Source organism: Aminobacter sp. BE322 (genome assembly GCF_050433525.1).
Classification (GTDB): domain Bacteria; phylum Pseudomonadota; class Alphaproteobacteria; order Rhizobiales; family Rhizobiaceae; genus Aminobacter.
In genome coordinates this window covers 118,250-136,622 of sequence record NZ_JBNPXB010000007.1, presented here as the reverse complement: position 1 = coordinate 136,622, position 18,373 = coordinate 118,250, and the positions used below count along the sequence as shown (strand labels likewise).

The following is an 18,373-nucleotide window of genomic DNA, read 5'->3' as shown; positions in this document are numbered from 1 at the left end:
TCACCCGCGCTCGCGGGTGGCCCAGAACTCGATGTCTGGCCAGTCGCGCTGTGTGCGGGCGAGTTCCCATTCGTTGCGGGCAAAGTAGACGTGTGCACCGGCGCGATCCTCGGTGATGGAATTGCGCTCGGCGCGTGCGAAACGCTCGAAGGCTTCCTTGTTATTCGAGGCGATCCACCGCGCCGTTTCGAACTGGGAAGCCTCCAGCATCACGTCGACGCCATATTCGGCCGCTGCACGGGCCACCAGAACCTCAAACTGGAGTGGTCCAACGGCGCCCACGAACCACGTTGAGCCGATGATCGGCCGGAACACCTGGATGACGCCTTCCTCGGACAAATCGTCCATCGCCTTCGACAACTGTTTCATCTTCGACGTGTCGAGAATGCGGACCCGGCGAATGATCTCAGGCGCGAAGTTCGGGATACCTGTAACCGTTCTGGCGGTCCGTTCGGTTAGCGTATCGCCGACGCTGAGCGTGCCGTGGTTGGGGATGCCGACGATGTCGCCGGCCACGGCCTCTTCGGCGAGTTCGCGTTCGCGCGCGAAGAAGAACATCGGGTTCGGCACTTTCAGTTCACGCCCGCTTCGTACGTTCTTGAGTTTCATGCCGCGCGTGAAGCGACCTGAACAGAGCCGGACGAAGGCGATGCGGTCGCGGTGGTTCGGATCCATGTTCGCCTGGACCTTGAACACGAAGCCGCTGACCTCATCGTCGCTCGGATCGATCGGCTCCGGCGCAGCGGGCTGTGGCTGCGGACCGGGCGAATGTTTGGCTAGAGCATGCAGAAGTTGCCGCACGCCCACATTGCGAAGCGCCGAGCCGAAGAAGACGGGTGTCTGATGACCTTCCCGATAGCCTGCAGGATCGAACGACGAGAGTGAGGCACAGACGATTTCCAGCCCCTCCAGAGAAGGCCCGAAGATGCGGTCCTTCCTGAGTTCGGGATCTGTTGAAAGTGGCGAATCCTCGGTCCAGCGGACCGCACCGGGCGACCCGTCCGGGAGCACCATCTGCCCTCCGACGAGGTCGAGCACACCTTGGAAGTCGACGCCCATGCCCACCGGCCAAGCTAGCGGCGCGACGTCAAGCGCCAGGCGGTCCATGATTTCGTCGAGCAGGTCCAGCGGCTCGCGTCCTTCCCGGTCGACCTTGTTGATGAAGGTCATGATCGGGATGTTGCGCATGCGACAGACCTCGAACAGCTTCCAGGTCTGGCTCTCAATGCCCTTTGCGGCGTCGATCACCATGATGGCGGAATCGACGGCAGTCAGGGTCCGGAAGGTGTCCTCGCTGAAGTCGGAGTGACCCGGCGTGTCGAGCAGGTTCATCGTCAGGCCTTCATGTTCGAAGGTCATGACGGAACTTGAGATCGAGATGCCGCGTTTCTGCTCGATCTCCATCCAGTCCGAACGCGTCCGCCGCCGCTCGCCCCGCGCCTTGACCTCTCCCGCAAGGCGGATCGAACCACTCTCGAACAGGAGCTTTTCCGTTAACGTGGTCTTGCCCGCGTCGGGGTGTGAGATGATAGCGAAGGTGCGGCGCGAACTGCTCGTAGCTTGCAAAGGGCGCGAAGGGTTTTCGCCCGGCGATTTGGTTTCTTGGATGTCAAAGGCAGCGCCCATGCGCGGCCTCCTGACAATAAAAGAGGTCTCGGAACTGGCTTTTCAGCATCTCGCGGTCCTCGCGGAACTGAAGCTCCAGCCAGGTCAGCCCGTCCTCGGCAAAGGTGGTGCCTTTACCTTGTCCAAAATCGTTCACATATCGCAGCAGCGATTCGGCAACTCCGTGGCCGACGTCCTTGCGGAGCGCGACACGACAGGTTGGCTGGGAGGCAACCTCGACGGTGCTGCTCCCTTCACGGGGTAAGATAGGCACGGGCCCCGATCCCATAACGTCGACGGTCGACGGGTGCGCGATCGGAGATGAAACTGTCTTGCTGGATCGTTTCGTCAAAAAGCGTCTCCTTTCTGTCGGAGACGCGCGACGCAATGCATCGGCGATGCCGATGGCAAAGCCGCTGCAGACGGCAAGAACCGCGAGACGCTGTCAAAGCTCAAGGCTTGGGCAGATTCACCGAGGTTGTCGCTGCGGTTCGCCGCGTGCCGACTGCTTCGGTGTCTCCGGTCCTCGCGAAATTGCGAGGGAATAGCTAGTATTTAAGGTATGTAAGCCACAGGTGCAACCATCGTCTCGAAATCGGAGGCACGTCAACCGAAGCTATATGGACAATTCGGTTCTAGTGGCGACCATGCCGCGACGATCATCGCAGGAGCAGGGATATGCAAGACAAAAAATGGAATGCCTGAATCAACACGCTGTCGTGCTCACATACGGCCCGACACACTTGCCAGAACGGTTGCGACTACAGTGACGCGATATGGTATCAGAACCACCTGTTGCCCGCCGGCCTGATGCTGGCGTGAGGTCAGGCCGATTTTTCTGGCTTCGTTCGCGCTGAACTCGAGGAAAGGAAGCAGCGAAGGACAAATCGGAACTCCGCCAGAGTGGTGTAGTCGGCCCGCTTTCAAACTTGGTGTATGTATTTCCGGAACTAGCTAGTGTTTCTCCGTGGCGTTTTGGTAACCTGCAGATCACCCTTCCACGGTCGAGCAATACGACGTTTCCAAGTTTGCGAAAACTCCGTCTTCGCCAGGCTGCGAGAGCGTGTTGCTACTCAGCAGACATCCGGCCCGGCACAGCAATATTCAAGTGTTCTGTCTAGAACTTTCGCGGACCGCGTAGCATGAGATGCTTTTCGATTTGAGCGCACGGCAGGCATCCCAAGCTGCGCCCTTCGATTCGAACCCTGCGTAACGGGCGCGATGATAGGTTTCCCCTTCCGTGGTATATTGCTGAGTGAAAGGTGAAAGAGCGCCAAGGATTGCCGGTGCGGTTTTGGTCGTGCGTTCGAGAATCTCCAGGGCCTGGGTTTTGGACGGCATGGAGGCAATCTGAATCACCCACCCGCCGCTGCGCGTTGATCCTGTGGCGATGCGGTCAATGGGGGCCATCGTTTTGACGGGCGCCTTCGGGCGTGCGTCGGACGCCACGACAGCATTGCTATAGGCGCCGATGCCGTCTTCAACATAGGCAGTCACTATCTTAATGGAAGGGCGGTCGGTTGGCACCGGCACATCGTCTTCTGGCAGCCTGACAGAAGCGACCAATGCATCGGTCCCCGGACGGTCGATCACAAACCGATCTGGGCCAGTCGATGCCTTGGACAGATAGCGTCCAATCAAATCGATCATATGTGTATTCCTGCTACGGCCGGAGCGCCCGCCCATCACGACGGCGACAATGCTTCGACCATCCGTTTCCACCGAACTGACCAAGTTGAAGCCGGATGCTCGTATATAGCCAGTTTTGATGCCGTCGACGCCCTTCACCCGGTCCAACAATCGGTTGTGATTGCCATAGGTGCGACCCTTGTAGGTAAAGGACCGTGTCCGAAAATAGTCGTAGTACTCCGGATGATGGTCGCGCAGCGCCATGCCGAGCCGGGCCATATCGCGCGCAGTGGACTTCTGGGCGCCGTTTGGCAAGCCGTGGGCGTTCTTGAAGGTGGTCGAGCTCATTCCGAGTTGCCGTGCCCTGGCCGTCATCATCTGCGCGAAACCGGCTTCCGATCCGCCCAGGAACTCACCCAGGGCTGTCGCGACATCATTGGCTGACTTCGTCACCAAGCTGAAGATCGCTTGCTCCACGGTTATGGTCTGGCCAGGCTTGAGTCCAAGTTTCGTGGGCACCTCAGCAGCAGCGTTACGAGAAACAGGAATGCGGGTGGACTTCGAAATCCGCCCGCTCTTCAGCGCCTCGAATGTGAGATAGAGGGTCATCATTTTGGTCAGGGATGCGGGGTAACGTAGCGCGTCCGCATGATCTGCATAGAGGGTTTTGCCCGTCTTGGCGTCGACCACGATACCGGCATACTTTGAATTGGCAGTCGCCGCGGAAGGAGCCCCGATCACGAGGATCGACACCAGCATAAATTGCCAGACTGCCTTGAGTGCAAAGTTGAAATGCCCGGCAATAGACACCATCCGCCTCCCGTAACCGCGAAACTGGAATTGCCGAGCGTGGGCCGGCACTGGTTGCCGAACCCTATGGGAGCCGGTGTTACGAAAAAGTTTACTAAAACTGAGTCGATCGAGGGATTTGTCGTTGGGTTAACCGCGGTGGAGAGCAGGAAAAGGTGTGGGATATTACCGGCAGTCCGAGCGAGAGAGCGGCGATAGACTTGTCGCGGTAGCCTGCACCGGACTGAATTGGAGCATGCCTGACGCCGAGATCGACTCTTCGGGTGGAGCCCGCGGTTCGATCCTACAACTGAAGGCCCGCCTGCTCGATATAAGCCCGATGGTTTGAAGGCGTGTCCTAGTGCCGGTGGCCATGACGTTGAGGGAACTGCAAGGCGTCTTTCAGGTGGTGCTGGGGTGGCGCGGATTTTACCTTTCATCGGCTTCGCATCGACGCCGTGCATTACGGTTCCTAGGAGTTGTAAGCCGAAACTCCGGACCGAACGCTTCGCAGCTTCAACCTGCGCCGCGGCGACAAGTTCATCTACGAGAACGACATGACAGACGACCGAAAGCACGATATCCGGATAGAAGCTGGGCTGGAGCGGCAGCTTCCCAATGGCTGTCCGACCTGTATAGGCGGCAGAGGCAATTGCCCGCCCGAAGAATGTGACTGTGTGGCTGTCGTTTGGCACTTAATTGTAAGAATGCGCCCGTTACGTTGGGAGCGGGAAAAAAAGATGGGGTTTAAGCCGCAGGGGGTCTACAAGCCCGCTTGACAACCCGCCGATATTTAACCGGCACTATCCGACTTCCCTGCGATCGCCGATTTCCACTTTCATCGTTTTCAGAGCTCACGCATGTATGTCCGTGTGCTGAAATGAACGAACGGCCCAAGTGCTTATTGACTGTGAAGGATAGGGTGCTGCCGTACCGCGGTGATCCAGTCACCGCGCGTCACGCCAGGAGATCGGAATGGCAGAGAACAGATTTCTTACCCCCGAAGAAGTTTCGGAACGCTATCGTGGCACCGTTTCGCCCGGTACACTACGAAACTGGAGATCGATGCGAATCGGCCCATGCTTCGTCAAGATCGGCAAAGCCGTCCTCTATCCGGTGGCCGAGCTTGATTCTTGGGATGAAAAGAACAAAGTGAGCTGCCGGCCTCTGGGACGAATCGACGTGCGGGCTGAGGATGGAGCGTGACGATCATGATAGGACACGAGAGACCTATCCCAAATAACGTCCCCAACTGTCTCTAAATCACAAAAATCTCTAGTATATTTAAATAGATACAGCCTTGGGTGGAATGATTCACAACCACCCCTCGGGCGATCCGACCCCGTCGCGCGCCGACATCGACATGACCAGGACCATCATCGACACGGCCAAGCCGCTCGGCATTTCGGTGCACGACCACATCATCATCGGTCGCAAGGGATTTGCCAGCATGAAGGGCCTGGCACTGATCTGACGCCGATGCGCGGTCGCGGGCCGTCCAGACAAGACGGCAAACGAAAAAAGCCGCCGGTTTCCCGGCGGCCTTTGCTAACCTTGTCTGGAAGCTGAGCCTTACTCGGCGTCGCCTTCCTTGGCGGCCTTCTTCTTCGGAGCGGCCTTCTTCTTCGGCTCTTCGCCCTCAGCGGCCTCGGCCTTGGCGGCCTTCTTCGCCGCAGCCTTCTTGGCCGGCTTCTCGGCAGCTTCGTCCTCGTCGTCCGCCAGCAGCTCTTCCTTGCTCACCTTCTTGTCGGTGACGGAGATCTGCGACAGCAGGTGGTCGACCACCTTTTCCTCGAACAGCGGCGCGCGCAGGTTGACCAGCGCCGACGGGTTGTTGCGGTAGAAATCGAAAACTTCCTGCTGCTGGCTGGCCGGGTAGCGGCGAACCGTGTCGAACAGGCCGCGCTGCAGCTCCTCGTCGGAAACAGTCACGCCGGCCTTCTCGCCGATCTCGGCGAGCACGAGGCCCAGGCGCACGCGGCGCTCGGCCAGGCGCTGGTACTCGGCGCGGGCTTCCTCTTCGGTCGTCTCTTCGTCGGCGAAGGTACGGCCGGCGAGCTCCAGATCACGGGTGACCTGGCCCCAGATGTTGTTGAACTCGGCCTCGATCAGCTTCGAGGGCGCCTCGAACTTGTAGTTGCCGTCGAGCTGGTCGAGCAGCTGGCGCTTCACCTTCTGGCGCGTCATGGCGCCGAACTGGTTCTCGAGCTGGCCGCGGACGATCTCGCGCAGCTTGTCGAGCGACTCGAGGCCGAGGTTCTTGGCCGTCTCGTCATTGATCTCGAGGGCGCCGGGAGCGGCCACTTCCTTGACGGTGACGTCGAAGGTGGCTTCCTTGCCGGCCAGGTGCGCGGCCTGGTAGTTTTCCGGGAAGGTGACGGTGACGAGCTTCTCGTCGCCGGCCTTGGCGCCGACCAGCTGGTCCTCGAAGCCCGGGATGAACTCCTTCGAGCCGAGCACCAGCGGCTGGTCGCCGCCCGTGCCGCCATCGAAGGCAACGCCGTCGATCTTGCCGACATAGTCGATGGTGACGCGATCGCCCTCGGCGGCCTTGCCTGCCTTCGTCTCGAAGGTACGCGCCGACTCGGCGATGCGCTTGACCTGCTCGTCGATCTCGCTTGCCGGCACGTCGTAGACCGGACGCGAAACCTTGATGTCGGAGAATTCCTTGATCTCGATCGCCGGAATGACTTCGTAGCTCAGCGAGAATTCGAAGTCGGCGCCGCCGGCGAGGATCTTCTCGGCTTCCTTTTCGTCTTCGGTCATCACGACGTCGGGCTGCATGGCAGCCTTTTCGCCGCGGTCGGCGATGATCGTGCGGGTCGAGTCGGTCAGGATTTCGTTGACGACTTCGGCCATGAATGACTTGCCGTACATCTTGCGCAGGTGCTGGAGCGGCACCTTGCCCGGGCGGAAGCCGTTGATGCGGACCTTGTCCTTGGCATCCGAAAGCCGCTTTGCCAGGCGGGCTTCCATGTCGCCGGCCGGGACCGTGACCTTGATCTCGCGCTTGAGACCGGAGTTGAGCGTTTCGGTGACCTGCATCATCAAACCTTTGTTCTACGTATGGCGCGGCGCGACGGCGTCCAGCCGTTCAGCCTGCCCGAATTCGTTTGCCGGGGGTGGCTTCAAGTCCGCAAACCGGAACCCGGAACCGCTTATTTCGGCCCACCTGTTCCGCCGCCTTCCGAAGATTTCGATAAGTTGTTGTTATTTCTACTTCTTATCGTATCTAGCAGAGACGGATTCTCGCGTCCCGTCATATTCGACAGGCCTTTTGTCACACGCGGGCCGAATTTTCAACCATCTTCGCCATTTCTCCCGGCCAAGCCGATTTCCTCCGCGAGATTGACAGAATGATGGCGACATGGGATTGGCGGTCGCATGCGGATGTGGCGGAACTGGTAGACGCCCTGGATTTAGGTTCCAGTGCCGAGAGGCGTGTAGGTTCGACTCCTATCATCCGCACCACGCACCCCGCCCCGAACGCCGTCTTGCGGCCGGCCCGGCCAGTCAGATGCCGGACCCGTCCACCTCGATCTCGTCGCCTTCCCAGGGCTGCGGCATGGCAAAGGCCTTGGCCGCGTTCTTGCCCAGATTGGCTTGCGGCAGCGGCATCCAGCATTTCAGTTCCGGCTCGGCATAGCCGATGATGCAGCCCGGAGCGGAATCGGCCGCGCGCCAGCCTTCGCTGCCGAACTGGTCGGTCCGCGCCCAGTAGGCAACGTCCACCTCGGCCGGCCCCTGCTCGACCGGGCGCACCGTGACAAGGATCCTGCTGCCGTCCTTCGGCGCGCTCGACATCTGGCGCCAACGATCGGGTTCGTCCATTTCGCTTTCCTCCGCTCGCGGCAGATCGCCAATGGGGAGGTCCGGCCGCGTTAAACGGGATGTTATTGCAAGCCATGTCCCGACGCCATGGCCGCACACCGGCAGGGGCGTGGATATCCGGTGCCGCGCCCGTGCCGTTTCGCGAAAAATAGGGCCCCTTGGATTCCTGCCGACATGACCTAGGATCGGCCGACCCAGACTCGGCAGCGAAGGCCACATGGCAAACCAGACCAGCCTCATCGACCGGCTCCGCATCGAAAACGGAGAGATGAACCCGGCGGACCGCGCCATCGCCAACGTCATCCTCGACGACATCGAGGCCGCGACGCGCCTGCCGATCAAGGACCTCGCGGCGAAGGCCAAGGTCAGCGAGCCGACGATCATACGCTTTGCCCGCCGTATCGGTTGCGACGGCTTCACCGACTTCAAGATCAGGCTGGCGCAGGACTATGCGATCGGCCGCATGTACATCGCGGCGGAACGGACATCGGCCGCCGAGACCGGCCCGGACGTCGCCCAGCATGTCTATGACGCGACCAGCCAGGCGCTCGCCAACGCCTTCGCCCAGCGCGACCCGGCGGCCCTCGAGCAGGCCGCCAACCTGATCCACTTGGCGCGGCGCACCTTCTGCTTCGGCGTCGGCGGCAGCTCCGCCAACGTCGCCCGCGAGGCCGAGAACCGCCTGTTCCGCCTCGACATCGCCGTGTCGGCCACCGCCGACCCCTACAAGCAGCGCATCATCGCCTCGACTGTCGAGGCCGACGACGTGCTGTTCATCTTCTCGGTCACAGGCAAGCCGCGCTCGCTCGTCGACAGCGCTCAGATCGCCCTGTCGCTCGGCGCCAAGGTGGTCACCGTCACCCACCCCGGCAGCCCCCTCGCCCAGCAGGCGACCGTCAACGTGCCGCTGGTTGCCTTCGACGAAGAGAAGTTCTTCTACATGCCCAACCGCGGACGCTACGGGCAGCTCTTCGTGCTCGACTGCATATCGACGCTGATCGGCGCACGCCGGCGCAACACCGTCGGCAAGAAACTCTGGCGCGCCCGTTCGACGCTGGTCGCGCTGCACGGCAGCACCGACAGCCAGCCCGTCGGCGACTGACGCTCCGCCGCCGACCCTCGCCACGCTCCCGAATTGGTTCTCTCCGCCGCATCGGCCGGGGCGGTGTCGTCACGGCTTTCAATTCGGCATGAAATTTTACTCCGCAATGATTGACAATATCGTAGGAAAACTACATCCTCGGTTTCGTTCCAACTGCGAGCCGAAAGCCGACCATGCCGATCACCGACAAGACCATCGTTTCATTCCGCTTCGATGAGGTCGTCGTGCCGGCCCACAAGGGCGTCATCAATTCCGACAGCCTGGCCAAGCCGCTGCACATGCTGCCCGTCGGCGGCAAGGCCGCCTGGAGCATGCAGTTCGACGAGCTTCCCAAGCTCATCCTGCGCATGACGCTTGCCGACGGCACCGTTGGCCTCGGCGAGTTCTACCGCGACCACGAATGGCCGCGCATCGAGGCGATCTGCGCCAACCTGCTCGGCCAGTCGATCATGGACCTGACCCTGCAGGACCTGCCGCTGCCGCTGTGCCGCGAGTATGACGGCTTCGAATGCGCGATCTGGGACGCCTATGCCAAGTCGCTCGGCGTGCCGATGCATCGGCTGCTCGGCGGCGCCATCCGCGAGCACGTCCCCGTGAGCGCCTGGTCGAGCCACCGCACGATGGAGGAAGTGGGCCCCTGGGTGCGCAAGTACCAGGAACAGGGCTACAAGGTCATCAAGTTCAAGTGCGACCTCGAGGACGACGTCGCCGGCTGGTGCGCCGAGATCAAGCAGCATGCGCCGGGCATGAAGGTGATCTTCGACCCCAACCAGCGCTGGGAGAATTCGGGCAACGCGCGGCGCATCATCCGCGAGCTCGAGGCGGTCGGCAACGTGCTGCTGCTCGAGGATCCGCTGCCGCGCTGGATGCTGCTCGACTTCGCCGAGCTGCGCCGCTTCTCCTCCATCCCGATCGTGCTGCACGTCTCCCTGCCCTACATCTACCAGGGCCAGCGCCCGCACGACGCCATCAACGCGCTCGCCCACAATGCGGTGGACGGCTTCAACTTCAACGGCGGCCTCGCCAAGTTCCAGGCGCTCGACCACATCGCCGCGACCGCCGGCCTCTATTGCTGGCACGGCTCGGAGGTCGACCTCGGCATCCTCGAGGCGATGTACGTGCACCAGTCGGCCGCGGCCAGGAGCTGCGTCTGGCCGGGCGACATCTTCGGCCGCATGATCCGCTCGCACGATCTGCTGGAGACCCCGCTCGCCTTCGAGCCGCCCCATGTGCGCATTCCGAGCGACGGCCCGGGCCTCGGCGTCAAGCTCGACGAGGCCGCGCTCGCCCGCTTCCGCACCTCCGAACGCACCATCGCCTGAGGGTAGACGCAGATGCGCTGGGAAAAACTCACCACAAACGAGTTCGCCGGATTGGATCGGTCGATCCCGGTCGTGCTCAACGTCGCCGCCATCGAGCAGCACGGGCCGCACCTTGCGATCGACACCGACGTCGCCATCGGCGGCCATTTCCTCGACCGGCTGGAGGAGCGGATGGGCGACCGGGCGCTCATCCTGCCGCAGGTCAAGGTCTGCTGCTCCGAGCACCATATGGAATTTGCCGGGACGCTGAGCATCCGCCACGAGACCTTCCTCGCCTATGTCGGCGACATATTGGAAAGCGTGGTGCGCCACGGCTTCACCAACATCGTCCTGTTCAACAGCCACGGCGGCAACCAGGCCATCGGACAGGTGCTGCTCGAAACCTTCGGCTCGCGCCATCGCGACTGCCGCATGGCCATGCTCACCTGGTGGCGCCTTGCGGCACCAGAGCTCGAAGCGATCCGAGAAAGCGGCTTCGCCGGCGTCAACCACGCCTGCGAATTCGAGACCTCGCTGATGCTGCTGGCCGCGCCCGACAGCGTGCGCCGCGACCTGATCGGCGACATGTCCTATGTCGAGACCTTCGACTGGGCCAACGCCGACATGATCCGCGCCAGCCGCGGCGCGCTCTTCCGCACCATGCACCAGATGTCGGGCGGAACGGGCGTGGTCGGCGATCCGTCCACCGCGACTGCCGCCAAGGGCGAGCGCATCACCGAGGCCGTGGTCGACCAGATGGAGCGCGTCGTCACGTCACTGGCAAAGGCGCACTGAATACTTCACCAGCACTTCGAATGGATAAAGGGAGGCGAACATGCTGAGGAAATTGATTATCGCAGGTCTGGCAGGCGCGAGCATGCTGGCAGCGGCACAGGCATATGCACAGGAACGCGGCGGCGTCGTCAACGTCGCGACGATCGGCGAATTGACCACGCTCGATCCGATGACCGCGACGGGCGACTTGCTCGGCATGGTCACGCAGCACTTCTTCGAGACGCTCTACACGTTCGACAAGAACTGGAACGTCGCGCCGCTGCTGGCCGAGGGCCTGCCGGAGGTTTCCGCCGACGGCAAGGTCCACACCATCAAGCTGCGCCAGGGCATCGTCTTCCACGACGGCTCGGCGATGACCTCGGAGGACGTGGTCGCCTCGCTGAAGCGCTGGCTGGAGGTCGCCTCGCGCGGCAAGCTGGTAGCCGCCAACCTCGACAAGCTCGAGGCCGTCGACGACTACACCGTCCGCATCACGCTCAAGCAGCCGTTTGCGCCGCTGACGGCCCTGCTCGCCTTCAACAACTCCGCAGCCGTGGTGCTGCCGTCCGAGAAGATCGGCGAAACGCTGTCCGAATATGTCGGCACAGGGCCCTACATGATCAAGGAGCGCAAGCCCGACCAGTATCTCCAGCTCGTCCGCTTCGACGGCTACAAGTCGCGCGAGGGCGAGCCGGACGGCTTCGGCGGCGCGCGCAAGCAATATCTCGACGAGATCCGCTTCGTGCCGGTCCCCGACGCGAACACCCGCGTCGAGGGCGCCATCGCCGGACAGTACGACTATGCCGACCTGCTGCCGGTCGAGGCATTCGATCGCCTCAACGGCCAGGCCAAGACCGAGCCGCTGGTGCTGAAGTCCTTCGGCTGGCCGATGTTCATCATGAACAACAAGGAAGGCATGATGACCAAGCCCGGCCTGCGCAAGGCCGTGCAGGCGGCGCTCAATTCGGAGGACATGCTGGCCGCCGCCTTCGGCAAGCCCGACTTCTTCGCCGTCGACGGCGCCCTCTACCCCGAAGGCTACCAGTGGCGGTCGGACGCCGGCGTCGATGCCTACAACCAGGGCAACCCGGACAAGGCCAAGGAACTGGCGACGGAAGCCGGCTACGATGGCAAGCCGATCCGCATCCTGACCAGCCGGCAGTACGAGTTCCACTACAAGATGGCGCAGGTCGCTGCCGAGTACCTGAAGGCGGCGGGGCTTGCGGTGCAGCTCGACGTGGTCGACTGGGCGACGCTGGTGCAGCGCCGCGCAGAGCCTGCGCTGTGGGACATCTTCATCACCCACAGCCCCTTCCTGCCGGACCCGGCGCTGATCGCGCCGCTGCCTTTGTCCTATCCGGGCTGGTGGGCGAGCGAAGCCAAGGACAAGCTCGTGGTCGCGCTCAACACCGAGATGGACCCGGAGAAGCGCGTGGCAATCTGGGCGGACATCCAGAAGCTCATCTATGAAGAGGCGCCCTTCTACAAGGTCGGCGACTTCAACGCGCTTTCGGCCAAGTCGCCCAAGCTCGGAGGCTTCACGGCTTCGGCCTGGCCGTACTTCTGGAACGCCTACCTGACCAAGTAACAGCCAGGTTCAACCGGCGCGGCCACGGCCGCGCCGGAGGGACGAACGGGAGCCGATCGATGACACGATACGTCCTGCAGCGCCTCCTCGGCATGCTCACGGTGATGTTCACGGTCGTCACGATCGTCTTCATCATCGTGCGCGTGGCGCCCGGCGATCCGGCGGCGGTCATGCTCGGCCCGGATGCGACGCCGGCCGATATCGAGGCACTGCGCGTGCGCCTCGGCCTCGACCAGCCGCTGCCCATCCAATATGTCTACTTCCTCGCACAGCTGGCGCGCGGCGATCTCGGCCACTCGATCTTCCTCGACATGCCGGTGGCGAGCGCCCTGCTCGACCGCGCCGAGCCGACCTTCTTCCTCACCCTGTTCGCCATTCTGATTGCCAGCGCCATCGCCCTGCCGGTGGGCATCATGTCGGCCTATCGGCGGGGCAGCCTGTTCGACCAGTCGGTCACCACGCTCACCATGCTGGCCGCGAGCATCCCGAGCTTCTGGCTCGGCCTCATCCTGATCCAGGTCTTCGCCGTTCGCCTCGGCTGGTTCCCGGTCGCGGGCTATGGCGGCCCGGATGCCTCGTTCCTGACGCGCATGAGCCACCTCGTCCTGCCTGCGACGGCACTCGGCGTCGTATCGTCCGCGCTGATCACCCGCTTCACCCGCGCCTCGATGCTCGACGTGCTCAACGACGACTACGTGCGCACGGCCCGCTCCAAGGGCATGGGCGAATTCCGCGTCGTCATGAAGCACGCGTTCAAGAACGCGCTGATCCCGGTGCTCACCGTCGTCGGCCTGACCGCAGCGCTTTTGGTTTCCGGCGCCGTCGTCACCGAAACGGTGTTCAGCCTGCCCGGCGTCGGCAATCTCGTCGTCTCGGCCGTGCTGCGCCGCGACTATCCGGTGATCCAGGGCGCACTGCTCGTCATCGCCGCGATCTACGTCCTCATCAATTTCGGCATCGACATGCTCTATCTCATGATCGATCCGCGGGTGCGTTACTGATGGCTGCCTCCTCCGCCGGTGTGGACACTCCGCGCATCTCCACCCTCATCCTCCAGCGCCGCACGCTGGCGATCGGGCTTGCCGTCATCGCGACGATCACGCTTCTTGCGGTGCTCGCGCCGCTGATCGCACCCTATGCGCCAAACAAGCTGTCGATCGTCAACCGGCTGAAGCCGCCGAGCGCGACCTGGTTCTTCGGCACCGACGAGTTCGGCCGCGACGTCTTCAGCCGCACGATCTATGCCGGCCAGCTGTCGCTGATGGTCGGCGCCGCGGCCACCACGTTGGCCGGCGTCGTCGGCATCACGCTCGGCATCGTGGCTGGCTTCTTCCGCAAGGCGGACGGCGTGGTCTCGCGCATCATCGACGCGATGATGGCGTTTCCGGACATCCTGCTGGCGATCGCGCTGGTCGCCGCGCTCGGGCCGTCGCTCGCCACCGTCATCATCGCGCTCGGCATCGTCTACGCCCCGAGGCTCGCCCGCATCGTGCGCGCCTCGACGCTGGTGATACGCGAACTGCCCTATGTCGAGGCCGCGCGCGCGCTTGGCGTGCCGACCTGGCGCATCATGACCCGGCACGTCCTGCGCAACCTCGTCTCGCCGATCCTGGTACAGGCCACCTTCATCTTCGCCTATGCAATGCTCGCCGAAGCCGGCCTCTCCTTCCTCGGCGTCGGCGTCAGCCCGGAAATCCCGACCTGGGGCACCATGATCGCGTCCGGCCGCCAATATGTCGGCCAGGCGGACTGGGTGACGATCTTCCCGGGCCTCGCCATCATCCTCACCGTACTGTCGCTGCAGCTCGTCGGCGACGGGCTGCGCGACCTGCTCGATCCGCGCCTGCGCAAGGATCTCTGACCATGGCCGTTTCCGCACTGAAAACCGCCGCCCAGCCAGAGACGCTCGCAGCCGACGTCGTGCTGCGCGCCGAGGACCTGCGCACGCATTTCGTCATGGGGTCGCGCGCCGCAAAATCGGTGGACGGGGTCACCCTCACCGTCCGCCGCGGCGAGACGCTCGCGGTGGTCGGCGAATCCGGATCCGGCAAGTCGGTCACCAGCCTGTCGGTCATGCGGCTGTTGTCGCATCCGGGCCGGATCGTCGGCGGCCGCCTGCTCTACCGCCTGCGCGACGGCAGCGTCGTCGACCTCGCCGCGCTCAGCGAGAAGCGGATGCGCGCGATCCGCGGCAAGGAGATCGCCATGATCTTCCAGGAGCCGATGACGAGCCTGAACCCGCTCTTCACCGTCGGCGACCAGATCATGGAGATGATCCGGCTGCACGAGCCGATCGGCCGGTCCGAAGCGCGGACCCGCGCCAAGAGGATGCTCGAACTCGTCGAGATTCCCGCCGCCGACAAGCGTCTCGACCAGTATCCGCACGAAATGTCCGGCGGCATGCGCCAGCGCGTGATGATCGCGCTGGCGCTCGCCTGCAACCCGGCGCTGCTGATCGCCGACGAGCCGACGACCGCGCTCGACGTGACCATCCAGGCGCAGATCCTCGACCTGATGCGGCGCCTGCAGCGCGAGATCGGCATGAGCATCCTGTTCGTGACGCACAATCTCGGCGTCGTCGCCGAGATCGCCCACGAGGTCGCGGTCATGTATGCGGGCCGGGTCGTCGAGCAGGCGCCGGTGCGGGATCTGTTCGCGCGCCCCCGCCATCCCTACACCAAGGGTCTGCTCGCCTGCATTCCGGATCCGAAGCGCGACCGCGCCGACGACGGCTCGCGGCGCATGCTCAATCCGATCCCGGGCAGCGTGCCGAGCGTGCTCGCCCTGCCTTCGGGCTGCGCATACGCCCCGCGCTGCCCGCTTGCCGCGCCGTGCTGCGAGGCCGCCCCGCCTGACCTGCTGAACGCGTCGCCCGAACACCTGACCCGCTGCTGGAGGCACGAACTCCTGTGACCGACACCCGACAAACCTCCGCCGGCGAAGCCGAAATCCTGCTGTCGGTGCGCGGCCTGAGCAAGCAGTTCTCGACCGGCAGCGGCCCGGTCAAGGCTGTCGAGGACATCTCGTTCGATGTCCGGCGCGGCCAGATCGTCGGCATCGTCGGCGAATCCGGCTCGGGCAAGACCACTGCCGGACGCTGCCTGCTGCGGCTGGTCGAACCCTCGTCCGGCCAGGCCGTGTTCGATGGCGTCGACCTCTTCGGCCTGTCCGAGAAGGCACTGCGCGCTTATCGCCGGCGCCTGCAGATCATCTTCCAGGACCCCTATTCCAGCCTCAACCCGCGCATGCGCGTGCGCGACATCATCGGCGAGGCGATCGACACGCACGGGCTGGCGAAAGGTGCTGCCCGCCAGGCGAGGATCGACGAGCTCCTGACCCGCGTCGGGCTTTCGCCCGAGCATGGCCGGCGCTACCCGAACGAGTTCTCCGGCGGCCAGCGCCAGCGCGTGGGCATCGCGCGGGCGCTCGCGGTCGAACCCGAACTGATCATCGCCGACGAGCCGGTCTCGGCGCTCGACGTGTCGGTCCAGGCGCAGGTGCTGAACCTGATCCAGGAGCTGCAGCGCGAACTCGGCCTGACGATGATCTTCATCTCCCACGACCTGACGGTGGTGGAGTACCTGTGCGACGAGATCGTCGTGCTCTATCTCGGCCGGGTCATGGAACATGGGCCGGCGCGCTCGGTCTATGCCAACCCGCGCCACCCCTATACGCGCGCACTACTGGCAACCGCCCCGGTGCCGGACCCCACCGTGCGGCGCGAGCGCGTCATCCTGCAGGGAGACATCCCGAGCCCGCTCAACCCGCCGTCCGGCTGCGTGTTCCGCACTCGCTGCCCGCACGCGGTCGCCGCCTGCGCAGAGACGGTGCCGGCGCGCGAAACGGTCGGCCCAGGCCACAGCGTCGCCTGCATCCGCCAGGCTGAACTCGCAGAACAGCAGACATCGAGCCAATGACCCCATACGACCGACTGGCGGCGCTGGGCCTCTCCCTGCCGCCTCCGCCCGCCCCCATCGCCACCTATGTGCCGTTCGTAAGGGAGGACAATATCCTCTATCTCTCCGGACAGGGACCTCGCCAGGCTGACGGCCGCCTGCGGACGGGCAAGGTCGGCGCCGGGATCGGCATCGATCAGGCCTATGACGACGCCCGCCTCACAGGCCTCAATTTGCTCGCCGTCATCCATTCGGCCATCGGAGACCTGTCGAAGGTGCGGCGCGTCATCAAGCTGCTAGGCATGGTCAACGCCGTGCCGGACTTCGAGGCGCATCCAAAGGTCATCAACGGATGCTCGGACCTGCTGCTCGAGGTCTTCGGCGAGCGCGGGCGCCACGCCCGATCGGCGGTCGGCTTCGGCTCGCTGCCGGACAACATCACGGTCGAAATCGAAGCGATCGTGGCCGTGGAGCCGTAGCGGCCTGGGTTGCGCGACGGCCGGCTCGCTTCAAGCAGCGAGCGGCAAAGTCGCGCTCAATGTCTGGCGGTCCGTCCGTCCGCCTCACTCAGCGCCGACGCGTAGACAGCGAGCATCGCGTCCACCTTGCGCTCCCAGTCGAACTCGGCGTGGACGCGCCGCTGCGCCGCCTGCCCCATCGCCTGCCGCACGGCCGGCGAGCTAGCCAGCCTGACAAGCGCCTCTTCCAGGCCGCTAACCAGGGCCTCGGACGAATCCGGCGCCACGAGTATACCGCACTCCGCGTCCAGATAATCCTGCGGACCACCCCACTCGGTGGCGATGACCGGCTTGGCAAGCGCCATCGCCTCGAGGACCACGGCGCCCCCGCATTCGTAGAGGCTGGGAAGCACCAGGGCGTCGCGCGCCGCCAGCACGTCCGCGCATTCCTCCTGGCCGAGCCACCCGGCGAAATGCACGGCTCCAGCGGCCTCATCGGCGGAAAGCAGGCCGAGCTCCCCGGCAAGCCGCTCCAGGCCGCCGCGCGCCTCTCCGTCGCCGGCGATCAGCAAGCTCATCGGCGCTTGCGTGCTCGCCCTGGCAAAGGCCCGTAGCAGGAGATCGACGCCCTTCCAGTCGACGAGGCGTCCCGAGAAGACAAAGCGTGTGTGGCCGGGCCGCGCCTCGCTCCCTGCCGTCGCACCAGTCGTCCATGTCGAGAGATCGACGCCGTTCTCGCTAAGCTCGATGATCTTGCCGCGAACGTCTGCTGGCAGGGCCAAGCGGCTGCGCTCGTTGGCGACCAGCACCACACTGGCATGGCGCTTGCCCGGGATCAGCCAGTTCATGACGTCGGTCATCGCCCGGGCGGCAACCACGGCATATCGCTCGAGCCGAGACGACCGGCTGCGGAACGCCGGCGGGAACTCCATGCCGCCGTTCAGCGGCCCGATCACGACCGGTGCGCCCAACCCGTAGAGCATGGACGGTTCGCGCGGGGAGACGGGCATGGGCTGATGCACGATCCCGACGCCTTCCTCGGTGACGAGCCGGCGAGCTTCCTTCACCTGTATGCGCTGTGTGAGTGTGCGCATCAGATAGCCGGTCGAGATGTTCGCCAGCCGCTGCGGGAGGAACCTGCCCATGCGCCAGAGCAGTCGGATGAGAGGCGTATCCGGCGTGAAGATGATGCGCGCGTCGTTGTGGAACAGACTCTTGAGCTCTTCGCGTGTCCGCTCGTGGACGATGAGCCAGACATCGTGCCCGCGCTGGCGCAATATGCGAAAATAGTGAAGTGGAAGGACTGCTTCGCCGCCCATACGGGCCGAAGCATGCTCTGCAACGATGGCAATCTTCATCAGGACTACGAACGTATTCTTTCAAGCTTGAACGGGCAGCAG

Annotated in this window: 17 protein-coding genes, 1 tRNA gene and 1 pseudogene; 13 read left to right on the top strand and 6 right to left on the bottom strand. The window is 63.9% G+C overall.

The annotated features are described in order from the left end of the window. From J2X50_RS12830 to J2X50_RS12820, 3 genes are all read right to left on the bottom strand, one after another. Positions 1 to 1,626, bottom strand: a complete 1,626-nt coding sequence (locus J2X50_RS12830; RefSeq protein WP_429095432.1) for a peptide chain release factor 3 — start codon at positions 1,624 to 1,626, stop codon at positions 1 to 3. Beyond that, the gene (locus J2X50_RS12825; protein ID WP_429095429.1) at positions 1,610 to 1,957 is read right to left on the bottom strand and encodes a hypothetical protein; all 348 of its coding nucleotides are present in this window, start codon (positions 1,955 to 1,957) and stop codon (positions 1,610 to 1,612) included. Before J2X50_RS12825 ends, J2X50_RS12830 begins: the two co-directional genes overlap by 17 nt. A gap of 752 nt (positions 1,958 to 2,709) precedes the next feature. Continuing rightward, the gene (locus J2X50_RS12820) at positions 2,710 to 4,047 is read right to left on the bottom strand and encodes a D-alanyl-D-alanine carboxypeptidase (RefSeq protein ID WP_429095427.1); all 1,338 of its coding nucleotides are present in this window, start codon (positions 4,045 to 4,047) and stop codon (positions 2,710 to 2,712) included. A gap of 533 nt (positions 4,048 to 4,580) precedes the next feature. On the opposite strand from J2X50_RS12820, the gene J2X50_RS12815 reads away from it, so the two are divergent. From J2X50_RS12815 to J2X50_RS12805, 3 genes and pseudogenes are all read left to right on the top strand, one after another. Beyond that, positions 4,581 to 4,802 carry an IS1096 element passenger TnpR family protein gene (locus tag J2X50_RS12815; RefSeq protein WP_429095424.1) on the top strand — a complete coding sequence of 74 codons (222 nt, stop codon included), beginning with the start codon at positions 4,581 to 4,583 and terminating at the stop codon, positions 4,800 to 4,802. Between the two features lie 196 nt (positions 4,803 to 4,998). Further along, positions 4,999 to 5,229, top strand: a complete 231-nt coding sequence (locus J2X50_RS12810) for a helix-turn-helix domain-containing protein (RefSeq protein WP_429095421.1) — start codon at positions 4,999 to 5,001, stop codon at positions 5,227 to 5,229. A 103-nt stretch (positions 5,230 to 5,332) separates the two neighbouring features. Then, positions 5,333 to 5,497: pseudogene (locus J2X50_RS12805) on the top strand (JAB domain-containing protein); the annotation flags it as partial. A gap of 98 nt (positions 5,498 to 5,595) precedes the next feature. Here the strand turns inward: J2X50_RS12805 and tig are convergent. Beyond that, a complete protein-coding gene (tig, locus tag J2X50_RS12800; RefSeq protein WP_429095567.1) occupies positions 5,596 to 7,068 on the bottom strand; it encodes a trigger factor in 1,473 nt (490 codons plus the stop codon). A 341-nt stretch (positions 7,069 to 7,409) separates the two neighbouring features. Here tig and J2X50_RS12795 point away from each other — a divergent pair. Beyond that, positions 7,410 to 7,494: transfer RNA gene (locus tag J2X50_RS12795), tRNA-Leu, on the top strand. Between the two features lie 42 nt (positions 7,495 to 7,536). Here the strand turns inward: J2X50_RS12795 and J2X50_RS12790 are convergent. After that, positions 7,537 to 7,854 carry a hypothetical protein gene (locus J2X50_RS12790; protein WP_429095418.1) on the bottom strand — a complete coding sequence of 106 codons (318 nt, stop codon included), beginning with the start codon at positions 7,852 to 7,854 and terminating at the stop codon, positions 7,537 to 7,539. Between the two features lie 217 nt (positions 7,855 to 8,071). Here J2X50_RS12790 and J2X50_RS12785 point away from each other — a divergent pair, with 217 nt between their 5' ends. From J2X50_RS12785 to J2X50_RS12745, 9 genes are all read left to right on the top strand, one after another. Further along, entirely contained in the window at positions 8,072 to 8,956 is an 885-nt protein-coding gene (locus tag J2X50_RS12785) for a MurR/RpiR family transcriptional regulator (protein WP_429095416.1), read from the top strand. A gap of 173 nt (positions 8,957 to 9,129) precedes the next feature. Then, on the top strand, positions 9,130 to 10,278 hold the full coding sequence (locus J2X50_RS12780) for a mandelate racemase/muconate lactonizing enzyme family protein (RefSeq protein ID WP_429095413.1): 1,149 nt from the start codon (positions 9,130 to 9,132) through the stop codon (positions 10,276 to 10,278). Positions 10,279 to 10,290: 12 nt separating this feature from the next. Then, on the top strand, positions 10,291 to 11,052 hold the full coding sequence (locus tag J2X50_RS12775; protein ID WP_429095412.1) for a creatininase family protein: 762 nt from the start codon (positions 10,291 to 10,293) through the stop codon (positions 11,050 to 11,052). Between the two features lie 40 nt (positions 11,053 to 11,092). After that, a complete protein-coding gene (locus tag J2X50_RS12770) occupies positions 11,093 to 12,619 on the top strand; it encodes an ABC transporter substrate-binding protein (RefSeq protein ID WP_429095410.1) in 1,527 nt (508 codons plus the stop codon). 59 nt (positions 12,620 to 12,678) lie between these two features. Next, positions 12,679 to 13,620 carry an ABC transporter permease gene (locus J2X50_RS12765; protein ID WP_429095407.1) on the top strand — a complete coding sequence of 314 codons (942 nt, stop codon included), beginning with the start codon at positions 12,679 to 12,681 and terminating at the stop codon, positions 13,618 to 13,620. Then, complete coding sequence (locus tag J2X50_RS12760) at positions 13,620 to 14,480, top strand: ABC transporter permease (protein ID WP_429095404.1); 861 nt, start codon at positions 13,620 to 13,622, stop codon at positions 14,478 to 14,480. Before J2X50_RS12765 ends, J2X50_RS12760 begins: the two co-directional genes overlap by 1 nt. Before the next feature lie 2 nt (positions 14,481 to 14,482). Beyond that, positions 14,483 to 15,532 carry an ABC transporter ATP-binding protein gene (locus J2X50_RS12755; protein WP_429095402.1) on the top strand — a complete coding sequence of 350 codons (1,050 nt, stop codon included), beginning with the start codon at positions 14,483 to 14,485 and terminating at the stop codon, positions 15,530 to 15,532. Next, positions 15,529 to 16,536: an ABC transporter ATP-binding protein gene (locus J2X50_RS12750; RefSeq protein ID WP_429095399.1), complete on the top strand. Its 1,008-nt coding sequence runs from the start codon at positions 15,529 to 15,531 to the stop codon at positions 16,534 to 16,536. The genes J2X50_RS12755 and J2X50_RS12750 overlap by 4 nt, the downstream gene beginning before the upstream one ends. After that, positions 16,533 to 16,994: a RidA family protein gene (locus J2X50_RS12745; protein ID WP_429095396.1), complete on the top strand. Its 462-nt coding sequence runs from the start codon at positions 16,533 to 16,535 to the stop codon at positions 16,992 to 16,994. The genes J2X50_RS12750 and J2X50_RS12745 overlap by 4 nt, the downstream gene beginning before the upstream one ends. Before the next feature lie 56 nt (positions 16,995 to 17,050). Here J2X50_RS12745 and J2X50_RS12740 read toward each other — a convergent pair whose 3' ends face one another. Then, positions 17,051 to 18,331, bottom strand: coding sequence for a glycosyltransferase family 4 protein (locus J2X50_RS12740; RefSeq protein WP_429095393.1), 1,281 nt, complete (start codon positions 18,329 to 18,331; stop codon positions 17,051 to 17,053). Positions 18,332 to 18,373: the final 42 nt, after the last annotated feature.